The sequence below is a fragment of the Blastococcus sp. HT6-30 genome (assembly GCF_039729015.1).
Taxonomy (GTDB): Bacteria; Actinomycetota; Actinomycetes; order Mycobacteriales; family Geodermatophilaceae; genus Blastococcus.
On record NZ_CP155792.1, the window covers coordinates 743,959 to 756,794 of the forward strand.

A 12,836-nucleotide genomic window follows, 5' to 3' on the forward strand; every position below is an offset into this window, starting at 1 on the left:
GCCTCCGCGGTGGCTGTCCACCGATCGGTGGACCGCGGATCAGCGCTTCGGTCGTCCTCCCCGGCCCTTTTCCCGGCCAGTGTGGGTGCATGACGACGACTGATGAGGCGCCGGCCCTGCCGGGTGCGGCGTCCGGCGATCGACCGGCCGTGCGCGTGCGCGGCCTGGTCAAGCGGTACGGAGGGCGGGCCGTCGTGGACGGCGTCGACCTCGACGTGCGGCGGGGCGAGGTGTTCGCGCTGCTGGGCCCGAACGGGGCGGGCAAGACCACCACCGTCGAGATCCTCGCCGGGCTCCGCCGGCGGGACGGCGGATCGCTCGAGGTGCTGGGGGAGGACCCGGCCGGGGCCGATCGGCGCTGGCGGGACCGTGTCGGCGTGGTCGGGCAGAGCACCGGCGCCGGCGACGCGCTCACCGTCGGGGAGACCGTCGGCCACTACGCGCACTACCACGCAACCCCGCAGGACAGCGCCGAGCTGCTCGACGCGGTGGGGCTGTCGGGGACGGCGGGTACGCGCGTCGACCGGCTCTCCGGCGGGCAGCGGCGGCGGCTGGAGGTCGCGCTGGGGGTGCAGGGGCGGCCGGAGCTGCTGTTCCTCGACGAGCCCACGACCGGGCTCGACCCGGTCGCCCGCCGGCAGTTCTGGACGCTGATCGAAGGGTTGCGCGACCGCGGCACGACCGTCCTGCTGACCACGCACTACCTCGACGAGGCGGCGCACCTGGCCGACCGGGTCGGGGTCATCGCGGCGGGCCGGCTGGTCGAGGTGGCCACGCCCAGCGCCCTCGGTGCCGGGCTGCGGCAGGAGGCGACCGTGCGCTGGACCGAGGACGGCGCCGCGCGCGAGGTGGTCACCACCGCGCCGGCCGGCGTCCTGCGCGATCTGCTGGCCGCGACCCCCACCGGGGAGATCCCCGACCTCACCGTCACCCGCCCCGGCCTGGAGGACGTGTACCTCCGGCTCGTCTCCGAGGGAGCGCCCCGATGACCGCCTTGCTGCCCACCCCGGCGCCGCCTACCCAGCGTCCGGCGCCGCCGAGCGCCGTCGCCATCGGGTGGGCCCGGGTGGCCCTCGAGCTCCGGTTGTTCATCCGGGACCCGGGCCAGCTGGTGTTCTCCTTCGCCTACCCCGTCGTGATGCTGGTGATCTTCGGGTCGGTCTTCGGCGGCCAGGAGGTGGTGCCGGGGGTGGACTTCCGGCAGTACTTCCTGGCCGGGATCGCCGCGACGGGGGTCATGTTGACCAGCTTCCAGGCCGTCGGCATCGCCATCACCGAGGAGCGCGACCGAGGCGACCTCGTGCGGCTGCAGACACTGGGCACCCCGCCGCTGGCGTACGGGATCGGGAAGGCCGGTCAGGTCCTGCTCACCACCGTCGTCCAGCTGACCGTGCTGCTGGTGGTGGCGACGACGGTCTACGACGTGCCGATGCCCGACGACGCCGGCCGCTGGCTGACCTTCGCCTGGGTGGCCGTGCTGGGCATCCTGGCCGGCACGGTGATCGGCATCGCCGTGTCGTCGTTCGTCGGGAGTGCGCGGGCCGCGGGGGCCGGCATCCCGGCGGTCGCCGTCGTCCTGCAGTTCTTCTCCGGCGTCTTCTTCGTGTACTCGGAGCTGCCCGGCTGGATGCAGCAGCTCGCCGCGGTCTTCCCGCTCAAGTGGATGACGCAGGGGATGCGCTCGGTCTTCCTGCCCGACGCGGCAGCGGTCGCGGAACCCGCGGGCAGCTGGGAGCACGGGACCACTGCCGCGGTGCTGGCCGCATGGGTGATCATCGGCGTCGTGGTCTGCGTCCGAACCTTCCGGTGGCGACGGAACGCCGGATGAGCCTGCGCCACCGGCTCGGCGTCGCCTTCCTCCCTCCGGCTGAGGAGGAGGGGGGCGCCGAACCGCTGTCCGAGAGCGGGTGGCGGGCGACCGTCGTCGGGATGCACGTCATCTCGGCGGCGTTGTGGACGCTGGCCGTGGCGACGGCGGTTGCCGACCACGACGGTGGGCGGCTGGCCGCCGTCCTCGGGGTGCTGGCGGCGTTCGCGGTGGCCTACGTGCTGGCCGGCGCGCCGGCGCTGAGCGGCAGCGCGCCGGTCCGTGCGGTGGTCTACCTGGCGGTGCTCGTCGCCGGCTTCTGCATGCTGGGGTTCCTGTCCCCGGAGCTGTTCTTCCTGCTCTTCCTCGCCTATCCGCAGGTGTGGTTCGTCGTGCACGGCCGGACGACGGGTGTGGCGTGGACCGTGCTCCTGGCCGCCGCCACCGCGACCGGCCCGCTGGTGCACGCCGTGTCGGGGGAGCTGGCCCGCGAGGTGCTGCTGCAGACCGGCATCAGCCTGCTGTTCAGCCTGGCGCTGGGGCTGTGGATCAGCCGGGTGCTGCACCAGAGCGCCCACCGCGCCGAGCTCATCGAGCAGCTGGAGCGCACCCGGGTCCAGCTGGCCCGGGCCGAGCACGAGCGAGGTGTGCTGACCGAGCGGGAGCGGCTGGCCCAGGAGGTGCACGACACCCTTGCGCAGGGCTACACGAGCATCGTCGTCCTGGCGCAGACCGCGACCGCCCAGCTCGCCACCGATCCGCCGGCCGCCCGTGACCGGCTCGCGCTGATCGAGGAGGTCGCGCGGGAGAACCTCGCCGAGGCACGCGCCATGGTGGCCGCGTTCCGGCCGGTGGCTCTGGACGGCTCGACGCTGGTCGAGGCGCTGGCCCGGCTGGCCGAGCGGTTCGGCCGGGAGACCGGGCTACCGGTGCGCGTGGACACCGCTGCGCTGGCCGGTGGGCTGGCGCTGCGCCGCGACGAGGAGGTGGTCCTCCTGCGCGGGGCGCAGGAGGCCCTGGCCAACGTGCGCCGGCACGCGGCGGCGCAGGCGGTGGTCATCCGGGTGTCGGTGGTGGGCGGCGAGGGGGCGCGGCAGGTGTCGGTGCACGTGGAGGACGACGGGGTCGGTTTCGACCCGTCCGGCGCGCGGGGATCGGGGCTCGAGGGGCTGCGCGACCGCGCCTCCTCCGTCGGCGGCGAGGTCGACGTGGTGTCGTCGCCCGGCGAGGGCACGCGGGTGACCGTGCGGGTGCCGGCCTCGCGGGCGGAGGCACGGTGATCCGGGTGGTGGTGGTCGATGACCATCCCGTGGTCCGGGGCGGCCTCGTCGGGTGGCTCGACGCACAGCCCGACCTCCATGTGGTCGGGGAGGCGGGCGACGGGGCGGAGGCGCTGGTGCAGGTGGCCGAGCTGGAGCCGGACGTCGTCCTCATGGACCTGCGCATGCCGCGCATGGACGGCGTCACCGCCATCGTCCGGCTCGCGGCGGCGCACCCGGCGGTCCGGGTGCTGGTGCTCACCACCTACGACACCGACGCCGACATCGTGCGGGCGGTCGAGGCAGGTGCCACCGGCTACCTGCTCAAGGACACGCCCCTGCCGCAGCTGGCCGAGGCGGTCCGCGCCGCCGCCCGCGGTGAGACGGTGCTGGCGCCGCCCGTGGCCGCCCGGCTGGTGTCCCGGATGCGGGCGCCGGCGGTGGACGCGCCGACCGCGCGTGAGCTGGAGGTGCTGGCCGGGGTGGCCCGTGGGCTGACCAACGCGGAGATCGGCCGGCAGTTGTTCATCGGGGAGGCGACGGTGAAGACGCACCTGCTGCGGCTGTTCGCGAAGCTCGGGGTCGACGATCGGACGCGGGCGGTGCTGGTCGCGGTGGAGCGGGGGTTGCTGCCCTCGCCGGGGCGGTGACCGCTGGGCTCGTCGAGGACCTCCTCCGATCTGTGGACGAGCCGCTCACCTGGGAATTCGCCCTGCGCCGGCGGCTGGCCGGCGGTATTCTTCGTACATGCGTTCGACGGGTGGGTTCGATGCGGTGAGCCGGTTGGCGGCCGCGCTGGACGACCTGGCCGCCGAGGACCTGGCGGGCCGGTTCGGCCCGGAGTTGCTCGACCGGCTCGGTGGCCTGTTGACCGCGTCGAACCGGCTGGCCGCGCAGGTGGCGCGCACGGTGCGGGAGTGCGAGCTGACCCAGGCCGCCGAGCACGACGGGCTGAAGACGATGGCCTCCTGGCTGCGCGGCCACGCCGGGTTCTCGGCGGCTGCGGCGTCGCGGTTGGTGGGTTCGGGGCGGGCGCTGGCGGAGCTGCCGGCGGTCGCTGCCGCGGCGGTGGCCGGCGTTGTGACGCCGGAGGGGGTGGCCGCGGTCGCGCCGGTCGCGGCGCCGAAGCACCTGGCCGCCGCGCAGGCGCAGGGCGTCGATGTGGCCGGGGTGGCTGCGGCCTTGGCGGAGGTGGCGGCGACCCAGCCCTACGCCGAGCTGCGGCAGGTGGTGCACCACTACCTGGCCCGGCTGGACCCCGACGGACCCGAACCCGACCCGACCGAGCAGCGGTCGCTGGTGATCGTGCGGCACGCCGACGGATCGGTGTCCTTGCGCGGTGAGCTCGACGCCGTCGGCGGGGAGAAGCTGCAGGCCGCGGTCGAGTCGATCACGCAGGCCACCCGCCCCTCGGGTGACACGCGGACGCGGGCGCAGCAGTCCGCCGACGCCCTGGTGCAGCTGGCCGACAACCAGCTCGCGGCCGGGTCCCTGCCGGTGCTGCGGACGGTCAAGCCGCACGTGGTGGTGCGCGTGGACCTGACCGACCTGGTCGACCCTTCGAGGGGCCCGACCGCGGGGCGGATGGGCTTCGGGGCGACGATCTCCGCCGCCCGCGCCCGCTGGCTGGCCTGCGACGGCACCATCACCCGCATCGTGCTCGGCCCCGAAGGTCAGCCCCTGGACCTGGGCCGCAGCCACCGGGTCGTGCCACCCCATCTGCGCCGGGCGGTGGAGGCCCGCGACGGCGGCTGTGTGTTCGCCGGCTGCGACGCCCCGTCCCACTGGTGCGACGTCCACCACCTGATCCACTGGGCCGAGGGCGGCGACACCTCACTGGACAACTCAGGGCTGCTGTGCGAACGGCACCACACCAAGGTCCACCACGGATTCCGGATCGAACGACAACCCGACGGACGATGGCGCACCTGGCGCCCCGACGGCACCGAGATCCTCATCCTCCCCCGCCGCACCGAGCAGACGGCCGACGCGCGCGCGGGCTGATCGGCCACTACCGGCCGAGCGCCGCCCGGTGGGGTTCGCATTCGCGTGCCTGCACCAGGACGCCGAGGTTGTAGCCGGTCAGGGCCGTGCCGTACCGGCGGGCGGAGGCCGCGAGGCGCCCTACCCAGCCCAGCCCGTCGTCGTCGCCGACCCCGGCGGTCGACGAGTCGCCGAGGAAGCACACGCGGAGATCGGCCGGCGGCATGGGTGGCGAACCAGCGACGCCTACGCTGGACTCCCGTGAGCCTCACCATCGGGATCGTCGGCCTGCCCAACGTCGGCAAGTCGACCCTCTTCAACGCCCTGACCAAGAACGACGTGCTGGCGGCGAACTACCCGTTCGCGACGATCGAGCCGAACGTCGGTGTGGTGGGCGTGCCCGACCCGCGGCTGGACAAGCTCGCCGAGATCTTCGGCAGCCAGAAGATCATCCCGGCGACGGTGTCGTTCGTCGACATCGCCGGCATCGTGCGCGGTGCCAGCGAGGGGCAGGGGCTGGGCAACAAGTTCCTCGCCAACATCCGCGAGAGCGACGCCATCTGCCAGGTGATCCGGGCCTTCACCGACCCCGACGTCGTGCACGTCGACGGCAAGGTGAGCCCGGCCGACGACATCGAGACGATCAACACCGAGCTCCTCCTGGCCGATCTGCAGACGCTGGAGAAGGCGATCCCGCGACTGGAGAAGGAGATGCGCAAGGACAAGGAGCGCGCCGCGCTGCACGCGGCCGCCGTCCAGGCGCAGGAGGTGCTCAACGAGGGGAAGACCCTCTTCGCCGCCGGCATCGACCCCACGCCGCTGCGCGAGCTCGGGCTCATGACGACCAAGCCGTTCCTCTACGTCTTCAACGTCGACGCCGACGAGCTGGCCAACACCGAGGCGCTCGACGAGCTGCGGGCACTGGTCGCCCCGGCGGAGGCCATCTTCCTCGACGCGCAGACCGAGTCGGAGCTGATCGAGCTGCCGGCCGACGAAGCCGCCGAGCTGCTCGAGTCCATCGGTCAGAGCGAGCCGGGCCTCGACCAGCTGGCCACGGTGGGCTTCCGCACCCTCGGGCTGCAGACCTACCTGACCGCCGGCCCCAAGGAGGCACGCGCCTGGACCATCCCGGTCGGCGCCACGGCTCCGCAGGCCGCCGGTGTCATCCACACCGACTTCCAGCGCGGCTTCATCAAGGCCGAGATCGTCTCCTTCGACCAGCTGGTCGAGGCCGGCTCCATGGCCGAGGCGAAGGCCAAGGGCTGGGTGCGCATGGAGGGCAAGGAGTACGTCATGCAGGACGGCGACGTGGTGGAGTTCCGCTTCAACGTGTGACGCAAGCCACAGTGTTGTGGAGTTGGGCGGGGAACTGCACTCCGTACGCCGATGGACGGGGCTAGCCTACGCGCTGCATCTGCCGGGGCTGGTGAGGTTCGATCGCCGGACTTATGGTCATGCCGCCTGTCGATGATGTTTTCGGAGCCCTACCTACATTAGGAGCACTCGTGGGCGGCACGCGAAGAGATAAGCGCAGCCCGTACTCGTGGGCTGCCAGTGTCGCGCTTCTCGTTGGGGCGATCCTCCTCGTTGTTTGGTTCTCCACGGACGAGGGTTGGGCCCGAGCTTCCGCCCTGGTCTTCTTCGTTGGGAGTCTCGCGCTCTTCTCCGTAGATGGCTGGCGAGCCAGGAGAAGTAGTCGGAGTGCTCCCTAGTCAGCTGCTTCTATTAGCAGATGTGCTGATAAGTCGCCGTGGGACGGGGCTAGCTCACACGCTGCACTTCTCGTGAATCATTGGCAGCTCGGCGTCGTTGCCGAACGATCCGCATGAGGATTTGTATCGAAGACCCTCCGAGGCTCTGCGGACTTAGACGGATAGAAATCTCCGGCGAGTCAGTTGGCGCATACACTGGCGACTTGGCATGCTATCGACCTATGGTGTCGATAGCGCGGCAGGTCTTGGAATCTCTGGCGGCAGAGACAACGGCGCGATTGAGTACCGCCGACCTCATCTCACATCCCGGCGAGCGGGGCAGAGCTCGCGAGCACATTCTTACTCAGTTTCTACGCCAAATAGTCCCCAAGGCTTTTGACATTGAGACTGGCTTCGTGATCGACACGCGCGGAGGTCAGAGCCTGCAACAGGACTTGATCATCGTGCGCCGTGATTATCACCCTGTGTTCACGGTAGGAGGCATCAACTTCTTCCCCGTTGAGGGCGTGGCTGCCGTTGTCGAAGTCAAGTCGGGACTGTCGACCACCACGCTGGTAGAGGCACTGCGGAATGCCGCATCAGTCAAACTGCTAGACCGGACAGCCTCGGGCAGCAACTACTTGGTCATTGGCGGACCAGGAGGGTTCCCTGCCCACGCGCTGAATCCTCAGTTCGTAGTCGACCCCGACAATCACCAGCATCAAATCTTCTCGCTGATTGTCGCGGCTAGGCTCGATGTGAAGATGGAGACGCTGGTTGACAGGCTTGCGGATCACATCTCTAACGAACCGCGAACTACGTGGCCCAACTTCATCTCCATAGCTGGCGCGTTCTCCGTTGGATACAACTCAGACGTTAGGAGTGACCAGATGGGTGCCGTTGGGCTGCGGGTCTTCGATCCGTCCATGGCTCCCGACAACTCCGACCCACTGGTAGACCTAGCGATAGAATTGTGGAGCTTCTTGCGTGTCACACCCCTGGTCGATGTTCGCCCGTTTCAGTACGTGATGGGCAGCCAGACAGGGGTCAACGTCGACTTCTGAGCTGCACACCTTGCTCGGCGCTTCGGGAAGGCCCGGACTTGCTGCTCCCAACAGACACCCGGTGCTCCTCGCGTTGCGTTCACCCCTAGTACGGGCCGGCGATCCTGGCGTCCCGGCATCCGTATCCTTTGGGCACGTCGGGACGTGCGGCCCTTATCTGCTATGGACAACACATTTTCTCCGGGCCGTCAGATTGAACTCGGCGCGCCCATGCTCGATCCAAGGTGGCAGTTGTGGCAGGTCTTGCGAACAGTGCGCCCATCCCGGTGAAGCTTTTACACGAAACGGACGTAGAACCGCAGGCTGACCGACACGTCGTGATGACGCATCTGCCGCCGCAGGACCTCCGGAGAGCACCCTGCGTTGACCAAGTTGGTAGCGAAGGCGTGTCGGAGCCTGTGGGGGGTCAGGTCCGGGATGCCGGCCCTCTTGCCTGCCCTGCGAATCCCGACGTAGACCGTGTTGGCGGCGCGGGCGAAGTCGTGGTGCCGGTACTCGTCAGCGAACCACGGTGGGACGGTCACTGGCCCGGCGGTCTTGGGCGTGCTGATCGTGCCGTCCGGCAAGCGTTGACGGTCCACCGTGATGACGTGCCGCTTGATGGGCTGGTTCGTGCAGGCTTCCCCTAAGCGCAAGCCAGCGAAGAGCATGGCGAAGCCCCACATGCGATAGGAGGAGTTCTCCAACGCGGCCCTTAGCTCAGTCAGGTCGGGAATCTCGTAGTCCTTCCTGACGGGCTTAGGGCAGGGGAGAGGTAAGCCCAGGCATGCCCGGAGGTTGATCGCATGCTTGCGCCGTGTATTGGGGCTGAGCACGCGCTGCAACTTCGTCGTCAGCATGGCGACTGTGACGGAATCGAACGGAACGTCCGCCAAGTCCAAGGCTCGCAGTGAGGCCAGATATTCGCGGAGGGTCGTCTCCTTGATCGCGCGATTTGCTAGGCGCGCCAGCGCCACGTCGTGACACGTAACGGCGTCGTGTAGTTGCACCCGGAACTCCATCAAGATCGTCATGCAGGACGGCGACGTCGTGGAGTTCCGCTTCAACGTGTGACCTGCCCCCGGACGGCGCGGGCGGGAAGTCACTGCCCGGCACCCGCCCCTCCGTCGGCTCGGGTGGGACAGTGGCCTACAGGAGCTGCCTTCTGCCGTCGATGTGTCCGAGGAACCGGACGCATCCGGTGGCTCCGCCGGGTGACCGGCTGGAACTCATGACCGAGGAGACCCGATGGACTACCTGCGACAGCTGCAGGCGGAACGGCCGCTGCTCTTCGGGCTCGCGCTCCTGGTGGCGTTCCTGGTCGGCTTCCGGCTGGCGCTCTTCGTGGTCGAGCTCGTCATCGGGCCTTTCGGGCTCCCGGCCTGGGCGCCCATCGTGATCCTGGTGGGCGGCCTCGTCCTCATCGCCCGTCGGCAGCAGCGGTAGCGGAGGACCGGGTCGCCCGGCCCACGCGTCCGATCGGCGGCGGTGTCATCCGGGGGGTCAGACCTTCCCCCGAAGAATCCGGCGCCAGTAGACCTGCGGAAGGCCGTAGCGGTCGAAGAGCCACGGCCAGCGGCGGGGCTTGAAGGGGTCGAGGAAGGGCACCGACGGGCTCGCGGCACCGTCGCGGTCGACCTCGTTGAGCATCAGCTTCCGGTGGCTGACCGTGATGGGCATGACGGTGTAGCCGTCGTAGCGCTTCAGCTGCTCGCCGTGCTGGGCCGCCGCGATGTTCCTCGCCAGGACGTCGACCTGTTTCCGCAGCGCACCACCCGAGGGCCGGGTGGCGAGGTCGGCTGCGTCGCCGATCGCCCAGATCGACTCGTGCCGGCGGGACCGCAGCGTCTCCGGGTCGACGTCGACCAGGCCGGAGGCCTCGCCGGCGGACAGTCCGGCGTCGGCGATCCAGCCCGGTGCCCGGTAGTGCGGGACGGCGTGCGCGAAGACGATGTCCTCGAGGATCCGGGGGCCGGTGCGCGAGGTGACCTGCAAGGCGTGGGTGTCCCAGTCCACCCGCACGATCCGCGCCTCCCGCAGCACCTCGACGCCGTAGTCCGCGAACGTCTCCTCGAGGTAGCGGTCGGCCTCCGGGATGCCCGTCGCCGTCGCCGCCGGCAGCACGAGCCGGACGTCGACGGAGGGGAGCACGCCGGCGCGCCGCCAGGAGTCGCAGGCCATGAGCAGCGGCTTGAGCGCGGTCGGCGCGCAGGACGCCGGCTCCGGCGGCACGGTGAAGACCACCGAGCCACCGCGCACCGATGACAGCCTCGGCCAGACCTGCGGCGTGCTGCCCGGCACGTACGTGGAGGCGACCCATCCGTCGGCGTACGCCTGCAGCAGCCCGGGCGTCGCCTCCCAGTCCTCGACCAGTCCGGGGCAGAGGACGAGCGTGTCGCAGTGCAGTGTCCGCCCGCCGCGCGTGTGCAGCGTCATGGCCGCGGGGTCGACGGCCTCGACGCCGTCCCGGATCCAGGTGCACCCGTCGGGGACGACGTCGGCCATCGGCCGCTCCAGGTCCGCCATGGTCGCCTCGCCCGCGCCGACGTAGTTCAACAGCGGCTTGTACCGGTGCACCGGCTGCGGAGCCACGACGGCGACGTCGGAGGCGCCGTCCCGGAGCAACCGCGCCGCCAGGGAGATGCCGGCGTTTCCGCCGCCCACGATCAGCACGTCGGAACGTTCCACGCCAGCTCCCTGGAGAGGGCCACGGACTCCGTCGACGCCGCAGCTCGGCCACCGTCTCGAGCCTGCCCAACTCCACCGGGTTCCGCACGGCGTACACCCAGGAGCGGCCGCCCGGGCGGCAGGGGTCCGGGACCGCCGCGTCAGCGGGTGGCCGCCGGGCCGGGGGCCCGGCGACCACCCGCGGAGGGGGCGCTGCGGGTCAGGTGGTGACGAGGCCGCGAACGCTGCTGGTGAGGGTGAGCGCCAGCCGGCGGGTCACACGCAGACCCTGGTCGGCCAGGGCGTAGGTGGTCTCGATGACCTCCTCCGGCCGCACCAGCGCGGCCGGGACCAGGCTCCGGACGATCGTCGCCACACCCCGCACCAGGCCGGCGACCGCGTCCTCGCTGCTGTCCGCCGCGGCGGCCAGCTGCCGGCGGGCCTGGTCCTGCTCCTGTGCCCGCAGCTCGACCAGCAGGTCGCGGCGGACGGCGAGCACGAGCTGGCGGGCCCGCTCGTCGTGCGACCCGTTGCGTGCCTCCTGCAGGACCTGGGCGGCCAGCAGCTCGCGCGCCCGGTCCTCGGCCTCCTCGTGCGTGCGGACGACCTCCTCGAGCTCCGGCGTCGCGGGCCCGGTGCCGGGCGCGTCGTCGTCGGACTGCTTGCGGTTCTTCGGCCCGGTGGCGGGCGCGGCCGGCGACGCGGGTGCGGGCGTGGTCATGGCTTCCTCCTGGATCGGTCCCGTTCGGACACCACGAGGCTCCGGGCGGAAGGTGACCTCCGGGAGAGCGGCGCACGCACGGCAGGGAAGCGGCCCGCCAACAGTCGCACCGCGACCGCCGGGGATCAGCCGGCGAGGCGGGCGCACTCCTCGCAGCGGGCGATCTCGGGGTGCGACGGCCAGTCCTGCGCCGCTGTCGCCCGCACCAGCTGGCCGCACAGCGACGCCTCCAGCCCGTCGACCACGGGCTTGGCGACGGCGTGCACGACGTCCTCGGCGCGACCGGGCCGGGCGTCGTCCGCCCGGACGTCACGGCCCATCCAGCCGACCCGGATGCCGATCACGAAGAGGCTCGCCGTCATGGCGCCAGAGTGGGCACCGAAGGTGTCGGCCGGGTGACGCGCTCCCGAACACCTGACGGCGACGCGGCGGCTCACTCCTCGCGGACGGGGCGGTAGACCAGGTGCAGGACGCCGGTGGGGAAGGCCTCGGAGTGCACCAGCTCCAGCGGCGTGCGGCCCAGCTCGTCGGTCCACCGCCGCTCGCCGGAGACCACGATCGGGTCCACCAGCAGCACCAGCTCGTCGAGCAGGCCGGCCTCGAGCAGCGAGCGCACCGTCGTCAGGCTGCCGGACATGCCGATGGTGCCCTCGGTGCGCTCCTTCAGCGCGCGCACGCCGGCCACGTCGCCCAGCACGGTCGTGCCGGCCCAGTCCGAGCTCTCCAGCGTCGTCGACAGCACGTACTTGGGAATGGGGTTGATGAACTCGGCGAAGTCGTCGTTCTCGTTCCCCGGCCAGTACTGGGACCACTGGTCGTGCAGGACCCGGCCCATCAGGTAGGCCTCGCACCGGCCGGTGTGGCGGTCCACGGCCTCGCCCATGGCGTCGTCGAAGTACGGGAAGTGCCACTGGTCGGGTCGCTCGGCGGAGCCGTCGACGGTGGTGAACAGGCTGGCGGCGATCTGGCCCACGGGGAACTCCTTCGTACGGCGGGCGGATGTCCGGGGGTAGACCGCACCCACATCCGGAACTCATCGCCCACGCGCTCGCCGGTCCGGCCTGCTCCGGGCAGGGTGAGTGACTTCGGGCGGCCGGGAAGCGGCCGCTCGCGTCCGAGGAGGTCCGTGTGTCCCGTCCGCCGTTTCCGCCGTTCACCCTCGAGACCGCCCGGCAGAAGGTGCAGGCGGCCGAGGACGGGTGGAACACCCGCGACCCCGAGCGCGTCGCGCAGGCCTACACCGAGGACACCGTCTGGCGGAACCGGGACCAGTTCATCCGGGGCCGGGACGAGGTGGTCGCCTTCCTGACCCGCAAGTGGGAGCGCGAGTTCGACTACGCCCTGCGCAAGGAGCTGTGGGCGTTCACCGAGGACCGGATCGCCGTCCGGTTCCAGTACGAGTGGCACGACGCCGAGGGCCGCACCTGGCGCTCCTACGGCAACGAGAACTGGGAGTTCGCGGCCGACGGCCGCATGCGCCGGCGCGAGGCCAGCATCAACGACGTCCCCATCGCCCTCGAGGAGCGCTGGATCCTCGGCCCGCGGGAGGACGGCGACACGACGCCGCTCCCGCTGCGCTGAGGGGCGTCAGGGCTTCGTCGTCACCTGCTGGGCGGGGAGACCCTGACCGCGGCACCAGGGGGCGATCCGGGGGTCACCAGATGC

At 71.1% G+C, this 12,836-nt stretch carries 15 protein-coding genes; 9 read left to right on the forward strand and 6 right to left on the reverse strand.

Features of this window, described 5'->3' with window-relative positions; all coding sequences use genetic code 11:
* Nucleotides 1-89 precede the first annotated feature (89 nt).
* From ABC795_RS03505 to ABC795_RS03525, 5 genes are all read left to right on the forward strand, one after another.
* Nucleotides 90-989 (forward strand): ABC transporter ATP-binding protein, encoded by a 900-nt coding sequence (locus ABC795_RS03505; protein WP_347059511.1) that lies wholly within the window; start codon nucleotides 90-92, stop codon nucleotides 987-989.
* A complete protein-coding gene (locus tag ABC795_RS03510) occupies nucleotides 986-1,828 on the forward strand; it encodes an ABC transporter permease (protein ID WP_347059513.1) in 843 nt (280 codons plus the stop codon). The genes ABC795_RS03505 and ABC795_RS03510 overlap by 4 nt, the downstream gene beginning before the upstream one ends.
* Nucleotides 1,825-3,087, forward strand: coding sequence for a sensor histidine kinase (locus ABC795_RS03515; protein WP_347059515.1), 1,263 nt, complete (start codon nucleotides 1,825-1,827; stop codon nucleotides 3,085-3,087). Before ABC795_RS03510 ends, ABC795_RS03515 begins: the two co-directional genes overlap by 4 nt.
* On the forward strand, nucleotides 3,084-3,716 hold the full coding sequence (locus ABC795_RS03520; protein ID WP_347059516.1) for a response regulator transcription factor: 633 nt from the start codon (nucleotides 3,084-3,086) through the stop codon (nucleotides 3,714-3,716). Before ABC795_RS03515 ends, ABC795_RS03520 begins: the two co-directional genes overlap by 4 nt.
* A 97-nt stretch (nucleotides 3,717-3,813) precedes the next feature.
* Nucleotides 3,814-5,070 carry a DUF222 domain-containing protein gene (locus ABC795_RS03525; protein WP_347059517.1) on the forward strand — a complete coding sequence of 419 codons (1,257 nt, stop codon included), beginning with the start codon at nucleotides 3,814-3,816 and terminating at the stop codon, nucleotides 5,068-5,070.
* Nucleotides 5,071-5,077: 7 nt separating this feature from the next.
* Here the strand turns inward: ABC795_RS03525 and ABC795_RS03530 are convergent, their stop codons facing one another.
* The gene (locus tag ABC795_RS03530) at nucleotides 5,078-5,275 is read right to left on the reverse strand and encodes a hypothetical protein (RefSeq protein WP_347059518.1); all 198 of its coding nucleotides are present in this window, start codon (nucleotides 5,273-5,275) and stop codon (nucleotides 5,078-5,080) included.
* A gap of 35 nt (nucleotides 5,276-5,310) precedes the next feature.
* Here ABC795_RS03530 and ychF point away from each other — a divergent pair, with 35 nt between their 5' ends.
* Complete coding sequence (ychF, locus tag ABC795_RS03535) at nucleotides 5,311-6,384, forward strand: redox-regulated ATPase YchF (RefSeq protein WP_347059519.1); 1,074 nt, start codon at nucleotides 5,311-5,313, stop codon at nucleotides 6,382-6,384.
* Nucleotides 6,385-6,982: 598 nt separating this feature from the next.
* Nucleotides 6,983-7,804, forward strand: a complete 822-nt coding sequence (locus ABC795_RS03540) for a DUF6602 domain-containing protein (protein WP_347059520.1) — start codon at nucleotides 6,983-6,985, stop codon at nucleotides 7,802-7,804.
* 275 nt (nucleotides 7,805-8,079) lie between these two features.
* On the opposite strand, the gene ABC795_RS03545 is transcribed toward ABC795_RS03540, so the two are convergent.
* Nucleotides 8,080-8,817 carry a tyrosine-type recombinase/integrase gene (locus ABC795_RS03545; RefSeq protein ID WP_347059521.1) on the reverse strand — a complete coding sequence of 246 codons (738 nt, stop codon included), beginning with the start codon at nucleotides 8,815-8,817 and terminating at the stop codon, nucleotides 8,080-8,082.
* A 214-nt stretch (nucleotides 8,818-9,031) separates the two neighbouring features.
* On the opposite strand from ABC795_RS03545, the gene ABC795_RS03550 reads away from it, so the two are divergent.
* Nucleotides 9,032-9,229, forward strand: coding sequence for a hypothetical protein (locus ABC795_RS03550; protein ID WP_347059522.1), 198 nt, complete (start codon nucleotides 9,032-9,034; stop codon nucleotides 9,227-9,229).
* 57 nt (nucleotides 9,230-9,286) lie between these two features.
* Here the strand turns inward: ABC795_RS03550 and ABC795_RS03555 are convergent, their stop codons facing one another.
* From ABC795_RS03555 to ABC795_RS03570, 4 genes are all read right to left on the reverse strand, one after another.
* A complete protein-coding gene (locus ABC795_RS03555; RefSeq protein WP_347059523.1) occupies nucleotides 9,287-10,471 on the reverse strand; it encodes an FAD/NAD(P)-binding oxidoreductase in 1,185 nt (394 codons plus the stop codon).
* A 199-nt stretch (nucleotides 10,472-10,670) separates the two neighbouring features.
* Nucleotides 10,671-11,171: a hypothetical protein gene (locus ABC795_RS03560; protein WP_347059524.1), complete on the reverse strand. Its 501-nt coding sequence runs from the start codon at nucleotides 11,169-11,171 to the stop codon at nucleotides 10,671-10,673.
* A gap of 125 nt (nucleotides 11,172-11,296) precedes the next feature.
* A complete protein-coding gene (locus tag ABC795_RS03565) occupies nucleotides 11,297-11,533 on the reverse strand; it encodes a hypothetical protein (protein ID WP_347059525.1) in 237 nt (78 codons plus the stop codon).
* Between the two features lie 71 nt (nucleotides 11,534-11,604).
* Nucleotides 11,605-12,144, reverse strand: coding sequence for a dihydrofolate reductase family protein (locus tag ABC795_RS03570; protein WP_347059526.1), 540 nt, complete (start codon nucleotides 12,142-12,144; stop codon nucleotides 11,605-11,607).
* A 155-nt stretch (nucleotides 12,145-12,299) separates the two neighbouring features.
* Here ABC795_RS03570 and ABC795_RS03575 point away from each other — a divergent pair, with 155 nt between their 5' ends.
* Nucleotides 12,300-12,752, forward strand: coding sequence for a nuclear transport factor 2 family protein (locus ABC795_RS03575; protein WP_347059527.1), 453 nt, complete (start codon nucleotides 12,300-12,302; stop codon nucleotides 12,750-12,752).
* The last annotated feature ends 84 nt before the right edge of the window (nucleotides 12,753-12,836 follow it).